The organism is Hydrogenophaga sp. L76 (assembly GCF_057654755.1).
This window is the reverse complement of sequence record NZ_CM172807.1, coordinates 3,373,703-3,395,660: the sequence shown is the minus strand read 5'-3', so window position 1 is coordinate 3,395,660 and position 21,958 is coordinate 3,373,703. Positions and strand designations below refer to the sequence as shown.

Sequence of the window (21,958 nt, the reverse complement as noted above, 5' to 3'; positions counted from 1 at the left end):
CCCTGGCGTTGTGCGTGCCAATCGGCCTGGGGCGACCTGACCTCGTACAGCGCCAACGGCAAGCCATCGGGGTCGGCGAAAAAGGCGAACCGGCACCCCGTGTATTCGTCCAACCGCACCGGCTCGACCTCCACGCCCTGCGCCTCCGGATACGAGAGTCGGTGTGGCGCACCCGGGGAACAAAACAGTGCGATCTGTGAACCGTCAGGCAAGACCAGGTCCCGTTTCCAGCTCTGGCGCGTCTCGCTCACCGATCACCGGCAGACCCAGCACCCCGGCATAAAACCGCGGGGACCGTTCGACGTCCGAGCAGATGATTGCGGCGTGGTGGATGCGCAGCAGCACAGGGCGCGCCCCATCCGGCAAGCTTCAGTCCGCCATCAGCGCCGCCGGGTCCTCGGCCACAAGCACGCTCTGCGCCCAGGTCGCAAGCTTGACCGTGTCGCAGCGCAGGATTTGTTGCTTGACCGCGAGGATCTGCGACGGGTGCATGGAGAAACTGCGCAGACCCAGGCCGAGCAACAAGCGCGTCATGGCCACGTCGCCCGCCATTTCGCCGCACACGCTCACGCCCTTGCCCTGGGCGCGGCACTGCGCGATGGTGCTGGCCAGCAGTTGCAGGACAGCCGGATGCACCGGGTCGTACAGGTGCGAAACGGCTTCGTCGGCGCGGTCGATGGCCAGCGTGTACTGGATCAGGTCGTTGGTGCCGATGGACAGAAAATCGAAGTACCGCAGAAACAGCGGAATGGTGAGCGCCGCAGCGGGGACCTCGATCATCGCGCCCAGGCGCACCGGACCACAGGCCTGGCCCCGCGCGTCGAGTTGCTCGCGCGCGCGGTCCACCAGCGCCAGCGTCTGGCGGATCTCGCTCGCGTGCGCCAGCATCGGAATGAGCAGGTTGATCGCGCCGTGCGCCGCAGCGCGCAGGATGGCCCGCAACTGCGAAAGAAACATGGTCGGCTCGGCCAGACTCCAGCGGATGGCGCGCAGGCCCAGCGCCGGGTTCAGATGGTCTTCGCCCGCTCGCACGGGTGTTCGGTCCAGGGGTTTGTCGGCGCCCACGTCCACCGTCCGGATGGTGACGGGCAAGCCCTGCATGCCCTCGACCGCACGGCGGTAGGCCTGGTACTGCTCTTCTTCGTCGGGCAGCTTGCCGTTGCGGCCCATGAACAGGAACTCGGTTCGGAACAAGCCCACACCCACGGCGCCGGCCTTGAGCGCGCCGACCGCGTCTTCGGGTTGTTCGATGTTGGCCAGCAGCTCGATCTTCTGCCCGTCGAGGGTGATGGCCGGGGTGTTCTTCAGACGCGAGAGGCGCTCGCGCTCGACCTCGCCCTGGCGTTGCTTGAAGCCGTACTCGGCCAGCAGAATCGCTGACGGATCGACCACCACGACGCCGGCGTCACCATCGATGATGACCCAGTCGTCCTGGTTGATCAGGTGGCTGGCCGAACGCGCACCCACCACGGCCGGGATGTCCATGCTGCGCGCGACGATGGCGGTGTGGCTGGTCTTTCCGCCCACGTCCGTCACGAAGCCCGCAAACACGCTCTGCTTGAACTGCAGCATGTCGGCCGGCGACAGGTCGTGGGCGATCAGCACCAGCGGCACCTCGACCGAGGGGTCGAACAGGGTGTCGCTCTTGCCATCCGTGGCAGCGGGCCGCGGCGCTGCCACGGGCGAGGCCACGCCGCGCATGAAGCGCAGCATGCGCTCGACCACCTGCTCCAGATCGGCCTTGCGCTCGCGCAGGTAGGGGTCTTCCATTTCGTCGAACTGGCGCGCGATCACCTCCAGCTGGGTGGTCAGCGCCCATTCGGCGTTGTAGTGGCGGTCCACGATCCAGTGTTTGACACCGTTGGTGAGCTGCTCGTCCTGCAGCAGCATGAGGTGCACATCGAGCAGGGCGCTGAGTTCCGGGTGGGCGTCGTTGGACCCCAGTTCACCCAGGCTGTGCTGCACGCGGCCGATCTCTTCGACCACCGCCTTGCGCGCCGAGCGCAGACGCTCGATCTCGGCCTCGACCTGTTCGACCTTGACAAAATAGTGCGCCACGTCCACGCGGCTGGAAGCCACGATGACGGCCCGCCCGATGGCAATGCCCCGGGAGACCGCCAGGCCATGGACCGTGAAACTCATGCTGACCTCGAGCGCAAACGTTCAAGGCCAACGGCCGTTTCGCCGCCGGGCCGCCCCACGGCGAAACAGCCCCCTTGGGGGGCAGCGACCCGCGCAGCGGCGGAGCCCCGGGTCCATACCGCAGGCGGGGAAACGCAAGGGGGTGTCATCACTCTCCCTCGCCGAACTTGTCGTTGATCAGGGCGACGATGGCGTCCATCGCAGCCTGCTCGTCCGGGCCGTTGGTCTCGATCTCGACCATGCTGCCCATCCCGGCGGCCAGCATCATGACGCCCATGATGCTCTTGGCGTTGATGCGACGATCGCCGCGCGACATCCAGACGTCGCAGCTGTGGCTGCCGGCGATTTTGGTGAGTTTGGCCGAGGCGCGTGCGTGCAGCCCGAGCTTATTGCTGATGGTCACGGTGGTCTTGATCATGGGTGGCTCTTCGGGCCTGGTTCTGGGGTGCGGTCACAGCCACCTGGATGACCCCTTGCGTGGCGCCGATCATGGCGCGCGCGACCAGGGCATCGAGCGACTCGTGGCGGTAGGACACGGTGCGCAGCAGCATGGGCAGGTTGACGCCGGCGATCAGCTTGGAGCGCACGCCGTCGACCAGCTTCTGCGCCACATTGCAGGGTGTGGCACCAAACACGTCGGTCACGACCAGGGTATTGGGCTTGTCGAGCTGGCGCAACAACGCACGCGCCTGTGCCAGCGATTCTTCGGGCGGTACGTTGGGCTGGACATCCAGCGCCGACACCGCATCCGCGCTGTCGGGAAACACATGCAGCACACACTGGCGCAGAGCCGAAGCGAGCGGGGCGTGCGCAATGATGAGGATGCCGTTCATGGGTGCAGTTTAGTCCCGCGGCGAAACCGCATGTCGCCGGTAGCCGCGCAAAAAAACCCCATACGCTGACAAACAGCACAGCCCGAACACGGCCACGGCACCCCGGAAACTGGATTCGGTGCTCCAGCCCAGCGTGCCGAAGGCGTCCACCACCAGGCCGATCGACCACTGGACCACAAAAATCCCGGCAAAGATGACCAGGTTGAACGCCGAGAGCGCCCGTCCGGCCGCCTGGGGCGGCAAGGCCTGTGCCACCGCTGGCTGCGACAAGGCCACAAAGGTGCTGCCCACACAAAACACGGCCCACAGTTGCCAGCCCGCATCGGCGCCCAGCCAGACGATGGCACCCAGCGCCACGAAGCTGAACGGCAAGCCCCACGCGATCAGGCGTTCGGGCAACAGGCCGCGGTGGGCGAGGTGGGGGTTGATCACGCCCCACAGCCAGAACGCCGCGAGCATGCACAGGTTGATGCCAAAGAGGCCCAGTGCCGACTGATCCGGCGTGTAGCCGGCCACCTTGACCATCCAGGGGCCGGCCCATAGGGTTTGCACCGCCACCATGCCGCCGTAGTTCACGAATCCGATGGGCACCATCTGGCGGAAATACGGGTGACGCCAGATCTCGCCATAGCCAACGGCCCTGCCCGCAGCGGGCGCACCGGCGCTCCCGTGGTGACGCCAGGCGGGCACGAGCGCGGCGATGCCCAGCATGGACACCACCACCAGCCCGGCAAGCAACCAGAACAACCCGCGCCAGCCCAGCAGCGGCATGAGCCACTGCACGGGCAAGGTCGACGCCACCATGCCGAACGAGCCGGTCATGAGCATCCAGGAGTTGGCGCGCATCTGCGTGGCCGGGCTCAGCCAGCGCCGGTAGCCGGTGAGCGGCGCCATCAGGCAGGCGCTCACCCCCATGCCGGTCAGCACGCGCGCCGCGAGCAATCCGGTGAAACTGGTGGCCAACGCAAAGGCCACACAGCCCAGCACCGCCACACACAGGAAAGCCAGGATGACGCGGCGCGGGCCATAGCGGTCCAGCCAGGTGCCCAGCGGCAGCTGCGTCAGCGCGAAACCGAAGAAGTAACCCCCGGCCAGCAGGCCCAGGTCACTCGCCTGCAGCGATAGTTCGGCGCTGAGGACCGGCGAGAGTGTGGCGGTAACGGCACGCACCAGCGCCGACAAAAAATAGGCCAGCGCAAAAGCGAGAAAGACCCACACCGCCGTGCGCGGTGCCAGCCATTCGTTCTCGGGCACCGGCGGTCTGGCCTGAGCGCTCATGGGGTGGGCAGGCGCAAACCGGCGAAGAACGGATCCACCGCCTCGTCGGTCAGCTGGGCGCCGTACACGGCGGCTTGAAACACCTGCGTGCCCTGGGCGAAATAGGCGGCGCGCGTCTGCACCGGCTGGCCTTGTGGATCTTGACCTTGCGCGCTCACGCCGAGCGCCGCCGGTGTACCGGCCACGCTCACGGTCCACCCGTAGGCCGGATCGTCGGCCGGTGTGGGCACCGCTCGAATGGATTGAAGGCTGGCGCTGCGCCAGGCGGCCAGCGCGGTCGGCACCTGGGCGGCATTGCCCACATCGGCCCAGGCCACGGCAAAGCGCAGGCCACCGGTTTCGCAGCTGTGCATGTGCAGCTCGGCCGGCGCGCCAGCCAAAGGCACCGTGCGCGTGGCGCTCTCGGGTTTGCAGGGCATGAGGGCGAGCAAGGGCGCGCCGTCCAGGCGCAGCTCGCGCCAGTTGAAGGTGGGGCTGCAGGCGCCCAGGGCGAGCAGCGAGGCCAGCCACGCTGCGCGGGATGAATACGACAACGGGATCTCCGGACAAAAAGCGCGACAACCGGGCAACGCCGGTACGGGCACAATGGCCCGATGAACGCTCTGGATGGTATCCGCATACTCGATTTGTCCCGCGTGCTGGCCGGGCCCTGGTGCACGCAAACGCTCGCCGATCTGGGCGCCGACGTGGTGAAGGTGGAGCGCCCGCCTGGCCCCAACCACCCCGGTGGCGACGACACACGCGGCTGGGGCCCACCCTTCCTGAAGGGGCGCGACGGCGCCGACACCGCCGAGGCCGCCTACTACCTGGGCGCCAACCGCAACAAGCGATCCATCACCTGCGACATCGCGCAACCCGAAGGCCAGGCGCTGATCCGCGAACTCGCCGCCAAGGCCGACGTGTTCGTGGAGAACTACAAGGTCGGCGACATGGCGCGCTACGGGCTCGATTTCGCGTCGCTGCACGCCATCAACCCGAAGCTGGTCTACTGCTCGATCACCGGCTTCGGCCAGACCGGACCGTACAAGGACCGCGCGGGTTACGACTACGCGATCCAGGGCATGGGCGGGCTGATGAGCGTCACCGGCGAGCGCGATGATCTGCCCGGCGGCGGCCCGCAGAAGGTGGGTGTGGCGGTGGCCGACCTGTTCACCGGGCTCTACGCCACGGTAGCCATCCAGGCCGCGCTGCGCCACGCCGAGCGCACCGGCGAGGGACAACACATCGACATGGCCCTGCTCGACACGCAGGTCACCATGCTCGCCAACCTGGGCGCCAACTACCTGGTGCGCGGCCGTGACGACGGCAAGGTGCCCGGTCGCGCGGGCAACGCGCATGTCAATATCGTGCCCTACCAGGTGTTTGAGGTCGCGCCGGATGCGCAGAGGCGGCCTCAGCACATCATCCTGGCCGTGGGCAACGACGGCCAGTTCGCCAAATTCTGCGAGGTGGCGGGCCGCCCGGATCTGGCGCAGGACGAACGCTTCGCCCGCAACCAGAACCGCGTGCGCCACCGAGACGTGCTGGTACCGCTGCTCGAAGCGATCATGAAGACGCGCAGCAAGGCCGACTGGCTCGCCGCGCTGGAAGCCGCCAAGGTGCCCGGCGGCCCGATCAACAACCTGGCCGAGGTGTTTGCCGACCCGCAGGTGCAAGAGCGCGGCATGGTGCAGACCTGGCAGCACCCGCTGGCCGACGCGGTAGACCTGGTGGCCAGCCCGCTCAAGCTCAGCGCCACCCCGGTGCGCAGCGATCTGCCGCCACCGCTGCTGGGCGAGCACACGGCCGAGGTGCTGGGCGACTGGCTGGCCCACACGCCCGAGCGCTTGTCGGAACTTCGCGCGCGCGGTATCGTCTGACGCTGGCCTGCTCGTCCCCCTCTTCCTGTGACCCTGACGCCCCACTTGCCATGAGCACCACCGCAACGAAGCCTGAAGAAGTGGCAACCGCCGCCACCCCGATCAACCGATCCGCGGCCTTGCCCAGCCCGGCGTCCCTGCGCGGCGCAGCTCTGGCCGCCGCAGCCCTCGGGGAACCGCTGGTGGTGATGACCACGCTGAGTGGCTGCCCGTATTGCGACCTGGTCCGCAACAGCTACCTGCTGCCCCTGCGGCGCGAGGGCAAGGTGCAGGCGGTGCAGATCGACATCCGCGACCGCAGCAGCAACCTGCAGGGCTTCCAGGGCGAAAACACCACCCCGGCCGAACAGGCCCGGCTGTGGAAAGCGCGCTTTGCACCGACGGTGCTCTTCCTCGGACCCAAGGGGCAAGAGCTGGCCGAACGCCTGGTCGGCGTGGCGGTGCCGGATTTTTACGGGGAATACCTCAATGCACGTCTCCAGGAAGCCCGCATCAAACTGAAATCGGCACACGCCACCTGAATCCCCGGCGGATTGAACTTTTACCGGTTCCGTTGAACTCCCACTGCTGGCAAAGGTCCATCTCTCACATTCCGCCAACGATTGGCCGTGAACCGCATCACCTTCCCTTGAGCGAACCCTGCCCCATGTTTTTCCGTTCCACCATCACCGATTTGGCCACCCGCCGCCGCTCCGTCATGACGCTGTTTGCTGTCGTGGCCGCCGCAACTTTCAGCCTGAGCGGTTGCGGCACCCGTGACGCCGCCCCGGCTTCCACCTTTGTGCTGATCGACGGCAGCCAGTCCACCACCGCCGACCTCAAAGGCAAAGTGACGCTGGTGAACTTCTGGGCCACGACCTGCGTCTCCTGCGTCAAGGAAATGCCGGCGCTGACCGCGACCTACAACAAATACAAGGACCGCGGGTACGACACCGTGGCCGTGGCCATGAGCTACGACCCGCCCGCCTGGGTGCTCAATTTCGCCAAGACCCGGCAACTGCCCTTCAAGGTAGCCCTCGACAACACCGGGGAACTGGCGAAGGCCTGGGGCGACGTGAAGCTCACCCCCACCACCTACCTGGTGGACAAACAGGGCATCATCGTCAAGCGCTTCGTCGGCGAACCCGACATGACGGCGCTGCACAACCTGATCGAAGAGTTGCTCGCCAAGGGTTGACACCCGTCCAGGCATGTTCTCGCATGAAAAAGCCGGCTCCTCGAAGCCGGCTTTTTTGTCATTCGCGGACGCCGTCAAGCGCCCCACGAACGATGTGCTCCACGCTTCAGTCCTTGCGGAAGTCGTCGTGGCAGGCCTTGCACGACTGGCCCGCTGCGCCGAACGCGGTCTTCACGCTGTCCAGATTGCCCGTTCTCGCGGCAGCGGCGAGCTTGGCCACTTCCCCCTGCATTTTCTCGGCCGCCGCATTGAATTTCGCCTGCTCGGTCCAGATCGCGGGCAGCGCACGGGTCTCACCCTTGTCCGTCCCCGGGCCGAAGCCCGCATAGGGCAGCTTGCTCATGGTCTCCACGATGGCCGCGTTGTCCGCCGCCACCTTGGCATCGAACGGCGCCTTGCCACTGGCCATCGCACCGATGCGTCCAAAATGGGCGGCCATCACGGTGAACGCGGCTTTGCGGTACTTGACCGCATCTTCGGGCTTCTGGAACTGGGCCGCAGCGGGAAAGGACAAGCTGACCGCAGCTACACCGAGAGCAAGAGAGGCAAGCGTTTTCATGGTGACTCCTGAGCAAGTGGATTGGATGTGTTGTTGTAGCCCGTGAGTGCTACAACGCGCTGAGTCTACGTCCGATGATTAAGTTCCGCAGGAACTGATGGCGCGCTGTTTTCTCCATAATGCAGGCGTCACCACAGGAGGCTCGACCATGCACACCATCCGCGTCTGGGATCTGCCCACCCGCCTGTTCCACTGGGCTCTGGTGGTCTGTGTCATTGGCCAGATCGTCACGGCCAATGTGGGTGGGAACTGGATGAACTGGCACTTGCGCCTGGGTTACGCGGTGTTGACCCTGTTGCTGTTCAGGCTGGTCTGGGGTTTTGTAGGCGGGCACTGGTCCCGCTTCTCCAGCTTTCTGTACGGCCCCGCCACGGTGCTGAACTACCTCAGAGGCCAGGCCCGTCCGGAACACCGCGTCGGCCACAATCCGCTGGGAGCATTCTCCGTTTTTGGATTGCTGGCACTCTTGTTGCTGCAGGTCGGAAGCGGTCTTTTCAGCGACGATGAAATTGCGTTCACCGGCCCGCTGGTGAGCCTGGTCTCAGGTGATACCGTCAGTCTGGCCACCAGCTACCACAAGAATGTCGGCAAGTTCATTGTGCTGGCCCTCGTGGCGCTGCACCTTCTGGCGATAGTTTTTTACAGGATCGCCAAGAAGGAAGATCTGGTGCGTCCCATGATCGTCGGTGACAAGCAGGTCGCCACGCCCGTCTCGAGCGCGCGGGACTCTGCGCAGTCGCGCCTGCTGGCCCTGGGGGTGTTGTGCCTGTGCGCGCTGGTGGTATATAGGCTGGTGGACCTGGGTACCGTGACCGGGTTTTGACTGACTGCGGCCCGAACGCCTTGTCGTCTATAGTCGTGATCCGGAATTGCCCGAGCACCCCTCATCCATGAACGAGTCCCCAGCCGAAGTCAGCTTGCGCCTGGTCCACGCTGGCGAAGATGTGGACATCATCCGTACACTCTTTCTGGAGTACCAAGCCGATCTGGGCGTGGACCTGTGCTTCCAGGGCTTCGCCAACGAGCTGGTGACCCTGCCCGGCGACTACTCGGCACCCGGAGGTGGCTTGATGCTGGCCTGTGTGGATGGCCTCCCCGCCGGCTGCTGTGCCTTCCGTCCATTGATCAGCAGTGACCACCTCAACGCCTGCGAAATGAAACGCCTGTTTGTCCGGCGCGCATTCCGGGGCTTTGGTCTGGGGCGCCAGCTGGTCGAACAGACCATGTCGATGGCCCGGCTCGCGGGCTACACCACCATGTTGCTGGACACCCTGAGCGAGATGGAGACGGCACGGGCCATGTACCAGGAGGCAGGTTTTGTCGAGGTGCCCCCCTACTACCACAACCCTCTGGCAGGAGCGCACTACCTCAAAGCCATGCTTTAGCGTGGCGATCACCAGCGATAGAAGGGCAGGCCATCCGCTGGCGGCATGCCCTTGATGTCGCCCGCAATGTTCAGACGCCTGCTTTGATCTGTGCCAGCAAGGTGTCGGCGTCGCTCACCTCGAACTGACCCGGGCCTTCGATGTTCAGCGCCTTGACCACGCCATCCTTCACCAGCATGGAATAGCGGTTGCTGCGCAGGCCCATGCCGCGCGCCGTCAGGTCCAGTGTCAGGCCCGTGGCCTTGGCAAATTCCGCGCTGCCGTCGGCCAGCATGCGCACCTTGTCGCCGGTTTTCTGGTCGCGCGCCCAGGCACCCATCACAAACGCGTCGTTCACGCTCAGACACCAGATTTCATCGACACCCGCGGCCTTGAGGGTATCGAACTGCGCCACATAACCCGGCACATGTTTGGCCGAACAAGTAGGGGTGAACGCACCGGGCAAGGCAAAAATAGCGATGGTCTTGCCAGCGCTGGCCTTGGCCGTGTCCACCGGGTTGGGCCCGATGCTGCATCCATCGCCCTCGACCTCCATGTACTCCATGAGCGTGGTCGCGGGAATCCTATCGCCTATCTGAATCATGGGTGCTCCTCGTTGTGCGTGAAAGGGCCACGTCGGGCCGGATGAGACGAACCGCCAGCCGGCGACGTCAGAAATAAAAAAAGCGACCGAATTGTCGGTCGCTTTTTCGGGTTGCGCTGCAGGGCGCAACAACAGGCTTACACCAGTGCGGCCTTTTGAACCAGGCGGGTGGCAACCCAGTTTTTGGTCTTGGACAGCGGACGGCTTTCGGTGATCTCGATCACGTCGCCCGTCTTGTATTCACCGGCTTCGTCGTGCGCGTGGTACTTGCTCGACTTGGCAACGATCTTGTCGTAGAGCTCGTGCTTCACACGGCGCTCGACCAGAACCGTCACGGTCTTGGCACGCTTGTCACTGACGACCTTGCCAATCAAGGTGCGCTTGAGGGATGTTTTAGCTTCCGTCATGGTTTCGCTCCTTATTTGGCAGCAGCCGCTGCACGCTGTTGCTCGGCCAGGATGGTCTTGGCGCGAGCAATGGCACGGCGGGTGTCGCCCAGCGTACCGGTGTTGTTGAGTTGTTGCGTGGCTTTTTGCATGCGCAGACCGAAATGGGCCTTTTGCAGCGATTTCACTTCGGCTTCGAGGCCGGCCACATCCTTTTTGCGCAGATCAGCAGTTTTCATCTCATGTTCTCCTGAATCACTGACCCAGCATGCGCGTCACGAACGTGGTGCGCAAAGGAAGTTTGGCAGCAGCCAGCGTGAAGGCTTCACGCGCCAGCTGTTCGGGCACACCGACGATCTCGTAGAGCACCTTGCCGGGCTGGATTTCAGCCACGTAGTACTCGACCGAACCCTTGCCGTTGCCCATGCGGACTTCGGCAGGCTTCTGGGAAATCGGCTTGTCCGGGAAGACGCGGATCCAGATCCGGCCGCCACGCTTGACGTGACGGGAAATCGCACGGCGTGCGGCTTCGATCTGGCGGGCCGTCAGACGGCCGCGATCGGTGGACTTGAGACCGAAGTCACCAAAAGCCACGGTGGCGCCACTGGTGGCGACGCCCGTGTTGCGGCCTTTTTGCTCTTTACGGTACTTGCGACGAGCGGGTTGCAACATGTTTATTCTCCTTTGCCGTCCGCAGCTGCAGATGCGGGTGCGTCTTTACGAACGCGCTTAACGGCGGGTTTGGTGTCACCACCCGTGGCTTCGGCAGGCTTGTCGCTGCCATCGGCCGGGGCGGCATTGGCGCCAGGGCGGCGAACCGCAGCGCGGGCAGGAGGACCTGCCGGACGCTCGCGGCGCGGACCACGCGGACGACGATCTTCTTCGGAACGCGGTGCTTCGGCAGCCACAGGCGCATCGTTGCGACCCAGGGTGTCGCCCTTGTAGACCCAGACCTTGACACCGATGATGCCGTAGGTGGTCTTGGCTTCGGACGTGCCGTAGTCGATGTCGGCGCGCAAGGTGTGAAGCGGCACGCGGCCTTCGCGGTACCACTCGCAACGAGCGATTTCGATACCGTTCAGACGACCCGACGACATGATCTTGATGCCCAGGGCACCCAGACGCATGGCGTTCTGCATGGCGCGCTTCATGGCGCGGCGGAACATGATGCGCTTTTCGAGCTGCTGCGTGATGCTGTCGGCGATCAGCTTGGCATCGATTTCGGGCTTGCGCACTTCTTCGATGTTGACCGCAACCGGCACGCCCAGCTTGGCGGCCAGTTCTTTCTTCAGCTTCTCGATGTCTTCACCCTTCTTGCCGATCACCACGCCCGGACGTGCCGAGTAAATGGTGATGCGGGCATTCTTGGCAGGACGCTCGATCACGACGCGGGAAACCGCGGCGTTCTTCAGCTTGCCCTTGAGGTACTCGCGCACCTTGATGTCTTCGGCCAGCATGCCGGCGAAGTCGCGGTTGCTTGCGTACCAGCGGCTGGCCCAGTTGCGTGAAATCGCGAGGCGGAACCCGGTGGGGTTGATTTTCTGTCCCATATTCCAGTGACCTCTTCAGTTGCCAACTGTCACATAGATGTGACAGGTGGGTTTGCTGATGCGGTTGCCGCGGCCTTTGGCGCGGGCCGAAAAACGCTTGAGCGTGGTGCCTTGTTCGATGTAGATGGTCTTGACCCTCAATTCATCGATGTCGGCGCCGTCGTTGTGTTCAGCATTGGCGATGGCGGATTCAAGCGCTTTCTTGACAATGCCAGCGGCCTTCTTCTGCGTGAACGCCAGGATGTTCAGGGCTTGGTCAACCTTTTTGCCGCGAATCAGGTCCGCAACCAGGCGGCCCTTGTCCATCGACAGGCGCACGCCGCGAACGACAGAGCGAGTTTCTGTATTCATGGTTGGTCCTTACTTCTTCGCTTTTTTATCGGCCGGGTGGCCTTTGAACGTGCGTGTCAGCGAAAACTCGCCGAGCTTGTGACCCACCATCTGATCGGTGATGTACACGGGCACGTGCTGCTTGCCGTTGTGCACAGCGATGGTCAGGCCGATGAACTCGGGCAGGATCATGGAGCGGCGCGACCAGGTCTTGACGGGCTTTTTGTCCTTGGTGGACACGGCCTTTTCCACCTTGGCCATCAGATGATGGTCAATGAAAGGGCCTTTTTTGAGTGAACGAGTCATGTTGTCAACCCTTTACTTCTTGCGACGCGACACGATCATCGACTGCGTACGGCGGTTGTTGCGCGTACGGTAGCCTTTGGTCAGGTTGCCCCATGGATCCACCGGAGCGCGGCCTTCGCCGGTCTTGCCTTCACCACCACCGTGCGGGTGGTCGATCGGGTTCATCGCGGTACCGCGAACGGTCGGACGGATACCCATGTGACGCTTCACACCGGCCTTGCCCAGCTGACGCAGGCTGTGTTCTTGGTTGGACACTTCACCGATGGTGGCGCGGCAATCCACGTGGATCTTGCGCACTTCACCCGAGCGCATGCGCACCTGGGCGTAAATGCCTTCGCGGGCCAGCAACACGGCCGAGGCGCCAGCGGAACGGGCGATTTGCGCGCCCTTGCCGACTTGCAACTCAATGCAGTGGATGGTCGAACCGACGGGAATGTTGCGGATCGGCAGGGTGTTGCCGACACGGATCGGCGACTCCGAACCGGACAGCAGCGTGGCACCGACTTCAACACCGCGCGGGGCAATGATGTAGCGGCGCTCGCCATCGGCGTAGCACACCAGCGCAATATGGGCGGTGCGGTTGGGGTCGTACTCGATGCGTTCGACCTTGGCCGGGATGCCGTCCTTGGTGCGACGGAAGTCGACCACGCGGTAGTGGTGCTTGTGACCACCGCCCTTGTGGCGAACCGTGATGTGACCGTTGTTGTTGCGACCGGCCTTCTGGAATTGTGGTTCCAGCAGCGGCGCATAACCTTCACCTTTGTGGAGGTGGTCACGCGTGACCTTCACCATGCCGCGACGGCCTGGTGAGGTGGGCTTCATCTTGATAACTGCCATGATTAAACAGCCTCCCCGCCGAAGTTCAGTTCCTGACCCGGCATCAGCGTCACGTAGGCCTTGCGCACGTGGTCGCGACGACCAACCGACTTGCCAAAGCGCTTGGACTTGCCTTTTTGGTTGAGCACGGACACGCCCTTGACTTCCACCTTGAACATCAATTCCACAGCGGCTTTGATTTCAGGCTTGGAAGCATCCCGCAGCACCTTGAACAGCACAGCGTTGGTTTGCTCGGCGGCTTGCGTGGCCTTTTCCGACACGATCGGCGCAACCAGCACCTGCATCAGACGGCCTTCATCGTATTTCGTGACGCTCATGCGAACATCTCCTTGAGCTTGTCAATGGCGCCCTTGGTGACAATCACCTTCTTGTAGTGCACCAGGGACACCGGATCGGCGTAACGCGGCTCAACAACCAGGATGTTGGGCAGGTTGCGCGAAGCCAGATACAGGTTTTCGTCCACTTCCTCGGCAATCACCAGAACATGGTTCAGGTTCATGGCCTTGAACTTGTCGGCGAGCTGCTTGGTCTTGGGTGAATCCACCGTCATGGAATCGACCACAGCCAGACGGCCTTCACGAACCAGTTGCGAGAAGATGGAGGCCATGCCGGCACGGTACATCTTCTTGTTGATCTTCTGGGTGAAGTTCTCGTCGGGGCTGTTCGGGAAAATGCGACCGCCGCCACGCCACAGCGGGGAAGAGGTCATACCGGCGCGGGCGCGGCCCGTGCCTTTTTGCTTGAACGGCTTCTTCGTCGAGTGATGGACCTGCTCACGGTCCTTCTGAGCTCGCGTACCCTGGCGGGCGTTGGCCTGATAGGCCACGACCAGCTGGTGAATCAGCGCTTCGTTGTAGTCGCGACCAAAAACGGTCTCGGGCACGTCCACATTGGACGAGGCTTGACCCTGGTCATTCAGGAGTTCAACTTGCATCAGTTAGCTCCCTTGTTGACTTTGGCTTTGATGGCGGGGCGAACGGTCAGGAAACCGCCGTTGGAGCCCGGCACAGCGCCACGGATCATCAGCAGCTGACGGGCTTCGTCAACGCGGAAGATGTCGAGGTTCTGAATGGTCTTGGTGTCATCGCCCATGTGACCGGTCATTTTCTTGCCGGGGAACACGCGACCGGGGTCTTGTGCCATGGAGATGGAGCCCGGGACGTTGTGCGAACGGCTGTTGCCGTGCGACGCGCGCTGGGATTTGAAGTTGTGGCGCTTGATGGTGCCGGCGAAGCCTTTACCGATCGAAGTACCTTGCACGTCCACCTTCTGGCCAGCCGCAAACACAGCAGTGGCAGCCACCACGGCACCGGGCTGGTACTGGGCAGCGACGTCGGAGGCGACGCGGAATTCCTGGATGATTTCACCCGCTTCAACACCGGCCTTGGCCAGGTGGCCCGCTTCGGGTTTCGTGACGCGTGAAGCACGGCGGGCACCAAAGGTGACCTGCAGCGCATCGTAGCCATCGTTGGCTTGGGTTTTGACTTGTGTCACACGGTTGTTGGACACGTCGACCACCGTGACAGGAACTGCGTCCCCATCATCGGTGAACAGGCGCATCATGCCCACCTTGCGACCCAACAACCCGAGGGAGTTGCTAAGACTCATTGTTTTCTCCGTTCCCGACTTCAATTGGCCGGGGCTGATGTTGTGCCCGCCTCTGCCCTGAGGCAGCGCTGCGACACATTGTTAAGGCGCTCCGGACCCACCGGTCAGCACCGAAAAAACGATCATCTCTCAGACCAAAGGCCTGAAAAGCCTACGAGTATAACCAGCAGGCTGAATTTGCGCAAGCCTGACTCTCGCCAGGCTTGCCATGCGTGCATTACTGCAGCTTGATTTCGACGTCCACGCCGGCCGGCAGGTCGAGCTTCATCAGGGCGTCAACCGTTTTATCGGTCGGGTCCACGATGTCCATCAGACGCTGGTGGGTGCGAATTTCGAGCTGGTCGCGCGACGTCTTGTTGACGTGCGGCGAACGCAAGATGTCAAAACGCTTCATGCGCGTCGGCAGGGGCACGGGGCCCTTGACGATGGCCCCGGTGCGCTTGGCGGTGTCCACAATCTCGGCGGCCGAGGTGTCGATCAGTTTGTAGTCAAACGCCTTCAGGCGGATGCGGATCTTTTGCTTGGAAGACATGTGTGTGCTCCTTACGCAATGATCTTGGCAACAACGCCGGCGCCAACGGTACGACCGCCTTCGCGGATGGCGAAGCGCAGGCCTTCTTCCATGGCGATGGGGTTGATCAGCTTGACCGTGATCGACACGTTGTCACCCGGCATGACCATTTCCTTGCCTTCGGGCAACTCGATCGAGCCGGTCACGTCGGTGGTACGGAAGTAGAACTGCGGACGGTAGTTGTTGAAGAACGGCGTGTGACGGCCACCTTCATCCTTGGACAGCACGTAGATCTCGCCGGTGAAGTGCGTGTGCGGCTTGATGGAGCCGGGCTTGCACAGCACCTGACCGCGCTGCACGTCTTCGCGCTTGGTGCCGCGCAGCAGGATACCGACGTTGTCGCCAGCCTGGCCCTGGTCCAGCAGCTTGCGGAACATTTCCACGCCGGTGCAGGTGGTCTTCTGGGTGTCGCTGATACCGACGATCTCGATTTCTTCGCCGACCTTGACGATGCCGCGCTCGATACGACCGGTCACGACGGTGCCGCGGCCGGAGATGGAGAACACGTCTTCCACGGGCATCAGGAAGGCACCGTCCACCGCACGGTCAGGCGTGGGGATGTAGGTGTCCAGCGCATCGGCCAGCTTCATGATGGCTTCTTCGCCCAGAGGGCCCTTGTCGCCTTCGAGGGCGAGCTTGGCCGAGCCGTGGATGATGGGGGTGGCGTCGCCAGGGAATTCGTACTTGTCGAGCAGTTCGCGCACTTCCATTTCAACGAGTTCGAGCAGCTCGGCGTCGTCGACCATGTCGCACTTGTTCAGGAACACGATGATGTAAGGCACGCCCACCTGACGGGCCAGCAGGATGTGCTCGCGGGTCTGGGGCATGGGGCCGTCAGCGGCCGAGCACACCAGGATGGCGCCGTCCATCTGGGCGGCACCGGTGATCATGTTCTTGACGTAGTCGGCGTGGCCGGGGCAGTCAACGTGGGCGTAGTGGCGGTTGGCCGTCTCGTATTCCACGTGGGCGGTGTTGATGGTGATGCCGCGGGCCTTTTCTTCCGGAGCCGCGTCGATCTGGTCGTAGGCCTTGGCTGCACCGCCGAACTTGGCCGACAGCACGGTGGTGATCGCCGCCGTCAGGGTGGTCTTGCCGTGGTCCACGTGACCGATGGTGCCGACGTTCACGTGCGGCTTGGTCCGCTCAAATTTCTCTTTTGCCATTTTTCAATTCCTAAAGAACAAACCCGTGTCACGGTTTAAGGTCTGCATCACACTGCTGATTCGCCCCGCACGGGGACAGGGCGGCGCGTGATCGCAGACCGGCTAAAACTTACTTGGCGCGCGCCGCAACAATGGCTTCAGCCACGTTGCGCGGTGCTTCGGCGTAGTGCTTGAACTCCATCGAGTAGGTGGCACGGCCTTGCGACATGGAGCGCAGCGTGGTCGAGTAACCGAACATCTCCGACAGAGGCACTTCGGCGCGAATGGCTTTGCCGCCACCGACCATGTCTTCCATGCCCTGCACCATGCCGCGACGGCTGGACAGATCGCCCATCACGTTACCGGCGTAGTCTTCAGGCGTCTCGACTTCCACCGACATCATGGGTTCCAGGATCACCGGGCTGGCCTTGCGGCAGCCTTCCTTGAAACCGAAGATGGCGGCCATCTTGAAGGCCATTTCGGACGAGTCCACGTCGTGGTAGGAACCGAAGTGCAGCGTGACCTTCACGTCCACCACCGGATAACCCGCCAGCACGCCAGTCGTCAGGGCTTCGATCACACCCTTTTCCACCGCAGGAATGTATTCGCGAGGAACCACACCGCCCTTGATCGCGTCGACGAATTCAAAGCCTTTGCCGGCTTCGTTGGGCTCGATCTTGAACACCACGTGACCGTATTGGCCCTTGCCGCCGGACTGGCGCACAAACTTGCCTTCGGAGTCTTCCACCGTCTTGCGGATGGTCTCGCGGTAAGCCACTTGTGGCTTGCCCACGTTGGCTTCCACACCGAACTCACGCTTCATGCGGTCAACGATGATTTCCAGGTGCAGTTCGCCCATGCCGGCGATGATGGTCTGACCCGACTCTTCGTCGGTCTTGACGCGGAAAGACGGATCTTCTGCGGCCAGGCGCTGCAGGGCAATGCCCATTTTTTCCTGGTCGGCCTTGGTCTTGGGTTCCACAGCCTGCGCAATCACAGGCTCCGGGAAGACCATGCGCTCGAGCATGATGATGGCATCCGGGTCGCACAGGGTTTCACCCGTGGTCACGTCCTTCAGGCCCACGCAGGCAGCGATGTCGCCGGCGCGAATTTCTTCGACTTCCAGCCGGTTGTTGGCGTGCATCTGAACGATACGGCCAATGCGCTCTTTCTTGCCCTTGATCGGGTTGTAGACCGAATCGCCCTTTTTCATCACGCCAGAGTAGACGCGGACAAAGGTGAGCTGGCCGACATAAGGGTCGGTCATCAGCTTGAAGGCCAATGCCGAGAACTTCTCGTTGTCATCAGGCCTGCGGGTCGTGTCGGCTTCGTCGTCGTCCGTGCCCTTGACGTCGGCGATGTCCACCGGGGAGGGCATCAACTCGATCACGGCGTCGAGCATGCGCTGCACACCTTTGTTCTTGAACGCGGTTCCGCACAGCATCGGCTGGATCTCGGTCGCCAGCGTGCGCACGCGCAGACCCTGGGTGATTTCCTCTTCGGTCAAGTCACCTTCTTCAAGGTACTTGTTCATCAGCTCTTCGCTGGCTTCGGCCGCAGCCTCGACCATCTTTTCACGCCACTCTTTGGCTTGCTCCAGGAGTTCAGCGGGAATTTCTTCGTAGTTGAATTTCATGCCCTGGGACGCTTCATCCCAGATGATAGCCTTCATCTTGCGCAGATCCACCACGCCCCTGAAATGCTCTTCGGCACCGATCGGGATCACGATCGGCACAGGATTGGCCTTCAGGCGCAACTTCATCTGCTCGACGACCTTGAAGAAGTTGGCACCGGTGCGGTCCATCTTGTTCACGAAGGCCAGACGCGGCACCTTGTATTTGTTGGCCTGGCGCCAGACGGTTTCCGACTGGGGCTGAACACCGCCCACGGCGCAGTACACCATGCAGGCGCCGTCGAGCACGCGCATGGAGCGCTCCACCTCGATGGTGAAGTCCACGTGGCCGGGGGTGTCGATGATGTTGATGCGGTGTTCGGGGAAGGACAGGTCCATGCCCTTCCAGAAACAGGTCGTGGCGGCGGAGGTGATCGTGATGCCACGTTCCTGCTCCTGCTCCATCCAGTCCATGGTGGCGGCACCGTCGTGCACTTCACCGATCTTGTGGTTCACACCCGTGTAGAAAAGAATGCGCTCGGTCGTGGTGGTCTTGCCGGCGTCGATGTGAGCGGAGATACCGATATTGCGGTACCGCTCCAGTGGCGTAGTGCGTGCCATGGAAATACTCCTGAATTGGGCAAGCCCGCCACCCCTTCTGGGGTTTGCGGGCTCGCCTTGGATGACTGGGAAAAGCGGGACTTAGAAGCGGAAGTGGCTGAAAGCCTTGTTGGCTTCGGCCATGCGGTGCACTTCATCACGCTTCTTCATGGCGCCGCCACGGCCTTCGGTGGCCTCGATCAGCTCGTTGGCCAGGCGCATGGCCATGGACTTCTCGCTGCGCTTGCGGGCAGCTTCCTTGATCCAGCGCATCGACAGCGCCAGGCGACGAACCGGGCGCACTTCAACAGGCACCTGGTAGTTCGCGCCGCCGACACGGCGGGACTTGACTTCCACCATGGGCTTGACGTTGTTGATGGCAATGGAGAAGGCTTCGACCGGGTCTTTGCCGGTCTTTTTCTCGATCTGCTCCAGCGCACCGTAAATGATGCGCTCGGCGACAGCTTTCTTGCCGCCTTCCATGATCACGTTCATGAACTTGGAGAGCTCGACGTTGCCGAACTTGGGATCCGGCAGGATTTCACGTTTAGGGACTTCGCGACGACGTGGCATTTTTACACCTCAAATTTGCTTCAGTTGGCGTCTTTTCAGACACCGCGAGAACCCAGCAAGGCCCTCACTTACTCGACCCGACGCCGACATGGCGTTTTGGGGTCACTACGTTCGACACAGCTTGCCGGCCGGCCAAACACCGAAAAACCAGGATTATTTGGCCTTGGGCTTCTTCGCGCCGTACTTGGAGCGCGACTGCTTGCGGTCTTTCACGCCCTGCAGGTCCAGCGAACCGCGCACGATGTGGTAACGCACACCAGGCAAGTCCTTGACACGACCGCCGCGAACCAGCACGACGCTGTGTTCCTGCAGGTTGTGGCCTTCGCCGCCGATGTAGGAAATGACCTCAAAACCGTTGGTCAGGCGCACTTTGGCAACCTTACGCAGAGCGGAGTTGGGCTTCTTGGGGGTCGTGGTGTACACACGGGTGCACACACCGCGACGCTGCGGAGAGTTTTCCATGGCCGGGCTCTTGGATTTGGTCTTTTCGACCTCCCGGCCGTGGCGCACGAGTTGATTGATGGTTGGCATGAAGAAACGTCCCTAAACGTTTAAAAAAGCGAAAACGAAAACTTCTCGGAAGATTCCGAAAAGCCCTCTAATGTAGCACGGGCTTGTTCTTCTGACAAACGCCCACGCAAAATGTCGCCGGAACACACGCGGATGCACAGCGCTTTCTCAAGCGCGAGGTGTCTTCGTGCCGCGCATTTCAGGCGCAGCTTACTGAATCCAGAGGCGCACAGCGTCCCAGGCCCGGCCGAAGACACCGCTCTCCTCGACCGTCTCCAGCACGCTCAGCGGCACCTCGGCCACCGGCGTACCGTTGGCCAGACTCACCTTCAGAATGCCCACCGCCTGGCCGCGCATCAAAGGCGCGACCAAAGGTTCCGGGCGGGTGACCTCGGTCTTCAGCCTCGCACCCTCGCCAGCAGGAACGGACACCACAACACCCTCGGGCCGGCCCAGCTTGACGACTTCCGCCTTGCCTTTCCAGACGCGCGGCGATACCAGCGGCTCGCCAACAGGGGACAGGCGCACGGCATCAAACGCGGTGTAGCCCCAGTTCAGCAACTTCTGGCTTTCGGCGGCGCGGGCGTTTTCGCTCGAAGCGCCCAACAGCACGCTCAACAGACGCCGCTGTCCCTGCGGCCCACTGCCCAAGGCGGGTACGGCCCGATGGGCGGTGGCGACCAGGCAATAGCCCGCGGCACTGGTGTGACCGGTCTTCAGGCCGTCCACACTGGGGTCGCGAAACAGCAGCAGATTGCGGTTGGTGTCGTTGGCGGCAGGGGTGCCGGGATAACGGTAGCGCTGAATGGCGTAATAGGGCACGAAGTCGGGGAAATCGCGCATCAGGCGGGTGGCGAGCGTGGCCAGGTCGCGGGCGGTGGTGGTGTGACCTGCCTCGGTAAGGCCTTCGGGATTCTTGAAGCCGCTGGCGTTCATGCCCAAGGCTTTCGCCTGCTGGTTCATCAGCTGCACAAAACGCTCCACGCTGCCGCCCAATCCCTCAGCCAGCGCTACGGTGGCATCGTTGCCCGACTGCACGATCATGCCTTTGACCAAGTCTTCCACGGGTACCTGCATCTTGGGATCGATGAACATGCGCGAACCCGGCATTTTCCAGGCCCGCTCACTCACCGGCAAAGTCTGGGTCAGACTGAGCTTGCCCGTCTTCAGGGCATCAAACACGATGTAGGCGGTCATCAGCTTGGTGAGAGACGCCGGCTCCACCGCCAGATCGGGGTCTTTCGACGCCAGCACCTGGCCCGAGGTCACATCCATCAGCAAATAGGCGCGGGCCGCCACTTCGGGCGGCTGGGGCACCTGGGCAGAGGCCGAAAACGCCACCGCAGCGGCCAACAGAAACAAAGCACGGGAAAACAATCGACGCAACAAAATCCGGTTCCTGAAAAAAAATGGGGGAAAGGGGCGGCCGCTTCAGGCGTGCAGATGGCGCAGGACCAATTCGCGCAGCAACGGCAACTGCCCGTGAAAAAAGTGGCCGCCACCGGGCACCACCAGCACAGGCAACACCTGGGGCCGCGCCCAGTCCATGACCGAAGCCAAAGGCACCGTGTCGTCCTGCTCGCCATGAATGACCAGGGTACGCGGGTGAAGTTCCTCAGCCACCGGAGCGACTTCAAACCGGCTGGCGGCCGTGCCCACCAGAATCAGGCGCCGGATCTCGCGTTGCGCATGGAGCTGGCGGGCCGCATGGCTGGTGACGAACGCCCCGAATGAAAACCCGGACAGACACAAGGGACCAGATGGCGCCTGCGCTTCGATCACCGACAACAGATCGGCCAACTCGCCACGGCCCTCGTCGTAGGCCCCCTCACTGCGCCCGACGCCGCGGAAGTTGAAGCGGACAGCCGTCCAGCCCGCCAGCACGCAGGCGCGCGCGAGGGTCTGGACAACCTTGTTGCTCAGTGTGCCGCCATGCAGCGGGTGCGGATGGGCCAGCACCGCGATCCCGACCGCGTCGCCCGAAGGCCGGTCCATCGCGACTTCCAGCACACCGGCCGGACCATCCTGCAGCAGGTATTCGGTCTGGGCGTTCATCGGTGCGCCCCGGACAGCCTGGCATCGGCGACCTGCACGAGAACTCGACAGTCAGGCGAGCG

The 21,958-nt window shown here is 63.0% G+C and carries 30 protein-coding genes; 5 read left to right on the top strand and 25 right to left on the bottom strand.

Translation table 11 applies throughout. The features are described 5' to 3' along the window. Nucleotides 1–204: 204 nt before the first annotated feature. From AC23D4_RS16530 to AC23D4_RS16505, 6 genes are all read right to left on the bottom strand, one after another. The gene (locus AC23D4_RS16530; RefSeq protein ID WP_472890315.1) at nucleotides 205–345 is read right to left on the bottom strand and encodes a VOC family protein; all 141 of its coding nucleotides are present in this window, start codon (nucleotides 343–345) and stop codon (nucleotides 205–207) included. A gap of 24 nt (nucleotides 346–369) precedes the next feature. Next, the gene (ptsP, locus tag AC23D4_RS16525) at nucleotides 370–2,142 is read right to left on the bottom strand and encodes a phosphoenolpyruvate--protein phosphotransferase (protein ID WP_472890316.1); all 1,773 of its coding nucleotides are present in this window, start codon (nucleotides 2,140–2,142) and stop codon (nucleotides 370–372) included. Between the two features lie 148 nt (nucleotides 2,143–2,290). Continuing rightward, nucleotides 2,291–2,560, bottom strand: a complete 270-nt coding sequence (locus tag AC23D4_RS16520; protein ID WP_472890317.1) for an HPr family phosphocarrier protein — start codon at nucleotides 2,558–2,560, stop codon at nucleotides 2,291–2,293. Further along, nucleotides 2,529–2,975, bottom strand: a complete 447-nt coding sequence (locus AC23D4_RS16515; protein WP_305360838.1) for a PTS sugar transporter subunit IIA — start codon at nucleotides 2,973–2,975, stop codon at nucleotides 2,529–2,531. The genes AC23D4_RS16520 and AC23D4_RS16515 overlap by 32 nt, the downstream gene beginning before the upstream one ends. A 9-nt stretch (nucleotides 2,976–2,984) precedes the next feature. After that, complete coding sequence (locus AC23D4_RS16510) at nucleotides 2,985–4,253, bottom strand: MFS transporter (protein WP_472890318.1); 1,269 nt, start codon at nucleotides 4,251–4,253, stop codon at nucleotides 2,985–2,987. Then, nucleotides 4,250–4,786 (bottom strand): hypothetical protein, encoded by a 537-nt coding sequence (locus AC23D4_RS16505; RefSeq protein ID WP_472890319.1) that lies wholly within the window; start codon nucleotides 4,784–4,786, stop codon nucleotides 4,250–4,252. The genes AC23D4_RS16510 and AC23D4_RS16505 overlap by 4 nt, the downstream gene beginning before the upstream one ends. 60 nt (nucleotides 4,787–4,846) lie before the next feature. Between AC23D4_RS16505 and AC23D4_RS16500 the strand changes: the two genes are divergently transcribed. The 3 genes from AC23D4_RS16500 (at nucleotide 4,847) to AC23D4_RS16490 (ending at nucleotide 7,289) form a co-directional block, all read left to right on the top strand. Beyond that, a complete protein-coding gene (locus AC23D4_RS16500; RefSeq protein ID WP_472890320.1) occupies nucleotides 4,847–6,112 on the top strand; it encodes a CaiB/BaiF CoA transferase family protein in 1,266 nt (421 codons plus the stop codon). Nucleotides 6,113–6,162: 50 nt separating this feature from the next. Further along, nucleotides 6,163–6,633 (top strand): thioredoxin fold domain-containing protein, encoded by a 471-nt coding sequence (locus AC23D4_RS16495; protein WP_472890321.1) that lies wholly within the window; start codon nucleotides 6,163–6,165, stop codon nucleotides 6,631–6,633. Nucleotides 6,634–6,809: 176 nt separating this feature from the next. Then, nucleotides 6,810–7,289 (top strand): TlpA family protein disulfide reductase, encoded by a 480-nt coding sequence (locus AC23D4_RS16490; protein ID WP_472890329.1) that lies wholly within the window; start codon nucleotides 6,810–6,812, stop codon nucleotides 7,287–7,289. Between the two features lie 106 nt (nucleotides 7,290–7,395). On the opposite strand, the gene AC23D4_RS16485 is transcribed toward AC23D4_RS16490, so the two are convergent. Beyond that, complete coding sequence (locus AC23D4_RS16485) at nucleotides 7,396–7,848, bottom strand: c-type cytochrome (protein WP_472890322.1); 453 nt, start codon at nucleotides 7,846–7,848, stop codon at nucleotides 7,396–7,398. Between the two features lie 148 nt (nucleotides 7,849–7,996). On the opposite strand from AC23D4_RS16485, the gene AC23D4_RS16480 reads away from it, so the two are divergent. Further along, on the top strand, nucleotides 7,997–8,671 hold the full coding sequence (locus AC23D4_RS16480) for a cytochrome b/b6 domain-containing protein (protein ID WP_472890323.1): 675 nt from the start codon (nucleotides 7,997–7,999) through the stop codon (nucleotides 8,669–8,671). Between the two features lie 67 nt (nucleotides 8,672–8,738). Next, nucleotides 8,739–9,233 (top strand): GNAT family N-acetyltransferase, encoded by a 495-nt coding sequence (locus tag AC23D4_RS16475; RefSeq protein ID WP_472890324.1) that lies wholly within the window; start codon nucleotides 8,739–8,741, stop codon nucleotides 9,231–9,233. 70 nt (nucleotides 9,234–9,303) lie between these two features. Here the strand turns inward: AC23D4_RS16475 and AC23D4_RS16470 are convergent, their stop codons facing one another. From AC23D4_RS16470 to AC23D4_RS16385, 18 genes are all read right to left on the bottom strand, one after another. Further along, nucleotides 9,304–9,816 carry a peroxiredoxin gene (locus AC23D4_RS16470; protein ID WP_472890325.1) on the bottom strand — a complete coding sequence of 171 codons (513 nt, stop codon included), beginning with the start codon at nucleotides 9,814–9,816 and terminating at the stop codon, nucleotides 9,304–9,306. Nucleotides 9,817–9,953: 137 nt separating this feature from the next. Next, a complete protein-coding gene (gene rpsQ, locus AC23D4_RS16465) occupies nucleotides 9,954–10,223 on the bottom strand; it encodes a 30S ribosomal protein S17 (RefSeq protein ID WP_177137010.1) in 270 nt (89 codons plus the stop codon). Nucleotides 10,224–10,234: 11 nt separating this feature from the next. Next, nucleotides 10,235–10,441 (bottom strand): 50S ribosomal protein L29, encoded by a 207-nt coding sequence (rpmC, locus tag AC23D4_RS16460; protein WP_177137009.1) that lies wholly within the window; start codon nucleotides 10,439–10,441, stop codon nucleotides 10,235–10,237. Between the two features lie 16 nt (nucleotides 10,442–10,457). After that, nucleotides 10,458–10,874, bottom strand: coding sequence for a 50S ribosomal protein L16 (rplP, locus tag AC23D4_RS16455; protein ID WP_177137008.1), 417 nt, complete (start codon nucleotides 10,872–10,874; stop codon nucleotides 10,458–10,460). A 2-nt stretch (nucleotides 10,875–10,876) separates the two neighbouring features. Continuing rightward, nucleotides 10,877–11,752: a 30S ribosomal protein S3 gene (gene rpsC / locus AC23D4_RS16450; protein WP_305725237.1), complete on the bottom strand. Its 876-nt coding sequence runs from the start codon at nucleotides 11,750–11,752 to the stop codon at nucleotides 10,877–10,879. 15 nt (nucleotides 11,753–11,767) lie between these two features. Further along, nucleotides 11,768–12,103, bottom strand: a complete 336-nt coding sequence (gene rplV / locus AC23D4_RS16445; RefSeq protein WP_177137006.1) for a 50S ribosomal protein L22 — start codon at nucleotides 12,101–12,103, stop codon at nucleotides 11,768–11,770. A 9-nt stretch (nucleotides 12,104–12,112) separates the two neighbouring features. Further along, the gene (gene rpsS / locus AC23D4_RS16440) at nucleotides 12,113–12,388 is read right to left on the bottom strand and encodes a 30S ribosomal protein S19 (RefSeq protein ID WP_077334601.1); all 276 of its coding nucleotides are present in this window, start codon (nucleotides 12,386–12,388) and stop codon (nucleotides 12,113–12,115) included. A gap of 12 nt (nucleotides 12,389–12,400) precedes the next feature. Beyond that, complete coding sequence (gene rplB / locus AC23D4_RS16435) at nucleotides 12,401–13,225, bottom strand: 50S ribosomal protein L2 (protein ID WP_472890326.1); 825 nt, start codon at nucleotides 13,223–13,225, stop codon at nucleotides 12,401–12,403. A gap of 2 nt (nucleotides 13,226–13,227) precedes the next feature. Then, on the bottom strand, nucleotides 13,228–13,542 hold the full coding sequence (gene rplW, locus AC23D4_RS16430; protein WP_305360857.1) for a 50S ribosomal protein L23: 315 nt from the start codon (nucleotides 13,540–13,542) through the stop codon (nucleotides 13,228–13,230). Beyond that, nucleotides 13,539–14,159, bottom strand: coding sequence for a 50S ribosomal protein L4 (gene rplD, locus AC23D4_RS16425; RefSeq protein ID WP_305360858.1), 621 nt, complete (start codon nucleotides 14,157–14,159; stop codon nucleotides 13,539–13,541). The genes rplW and rplD overlap by 4 nt, the downstream gene beginning before the upstream one ends. Next, a complete protein-coding gene (gene rplC, locus AC23D4_RS16420) occupies nucleotides 14,159–14,833 on the bottom strand; it encodes a 50S ribosomal protein L3 (RefSeq protein WP_472890327.1) in 675 nt (224 codons plus the stop codon). The genes rplD and rplC overlap by 1 nt, the downstream gene beginning before the upstream one ends. A 217-nt stretch (nucleotides 14,834–15,050) precedes the next feature. After that, nucleotides 15,051–15,365, bottom strand: a complete 315-nt coding sequence (gene rpsJ / locus AC23D4_RS16415) for a 30S ribosomal protein S10 (RefSeq protein WP_068174613.1) — start codon at nucleotides 15,363–15,365, stop codon at nucleotides 15,051–15,053. Nucleotides 15,366–15,376: 11 nt separating this feature from the next. Continuing rightward, the gene (gene tuf / locus AC23D4_RS16410) at nucleotides 15,377–16,567 is read right to left on the bottom strand and encodes an elongation factor Tu (RefSeq protein ID WP_472890328.1); all 1,191 of its coding nucleotides are present in this window, start codon (nucleotides 16,565–16,567) and stop codon (nucleotides 15,377–15,379) included. Nucleotides 16,568–16,676: 109 nt separating this feature from the next. Next, the gene (gene fusA, locus AC23D4_RS16405; protein ID WP_472890550.1) at nucleotides 16,677–18,779 is read right to left on the bottom strand and encodes an elongation factor G; all 2,103 of its coding nucleotides are present in this window, start codon (nucleotides 18,777–18,779) and stop codon (nucleotides 16,677–16,679) included. 81 nt (nucleotides 18,780–18,860) lie between these two features. Next, complete coding sequence (gene rpsG, locus AC23D4_RS16400) at nucleotides 18,861–19,331, bottom strand: 30S ribosomal protein S7 (protein ID WP_068169697.1); 471 nt, start codon at nucleotides 19,329–19,331, stop codon at nucleotides 18,861–18,863. 153 nt (nucleotides 19,332–19,484) lie between these two features. After that, a complete protein-coding gene (gene rpsL / locus AC23D4_RS16395) occupies nucleotides 19,485–19,862 on the bottom strand; it encodes a 30S ribosomal protein S12 (protein ID WP_056266875.1) in 378 nt (125 codons plus the stop codon). A 189-nt stretch (nucleotides 19,863–20,051) separates the two neighbouring features. Beyond that, nucleotides 20,052–21,230 (bottom strand): D-alanyl-D-alanine carboxypeptidase family protein, encoded by a 1,179-nt coding sequence (locus tag AC23D4_RS16390; protein WP_218179492.1) that lies wholly within the window; start codon nucleotides 21,228–21,230, stop codon nucleotides 20,052–20,054. Nucleotides 21,231–21,272: 42 nt separating this feature from the next. Next, complete coding sequence (locus AC23D4_RS16385) at nucleotides 21,273–21,896, bottom strand: alpha/beta hydrolase (RefSeq protein ID WP_177137000.1); 624 nt, start codon at nucleotides 21,894–21,896, stop codon at nucleotides 21,273–21,275. Between the last annotated feature and the right edge of the window lie 62 nt (nucleotides 21,897–21,958).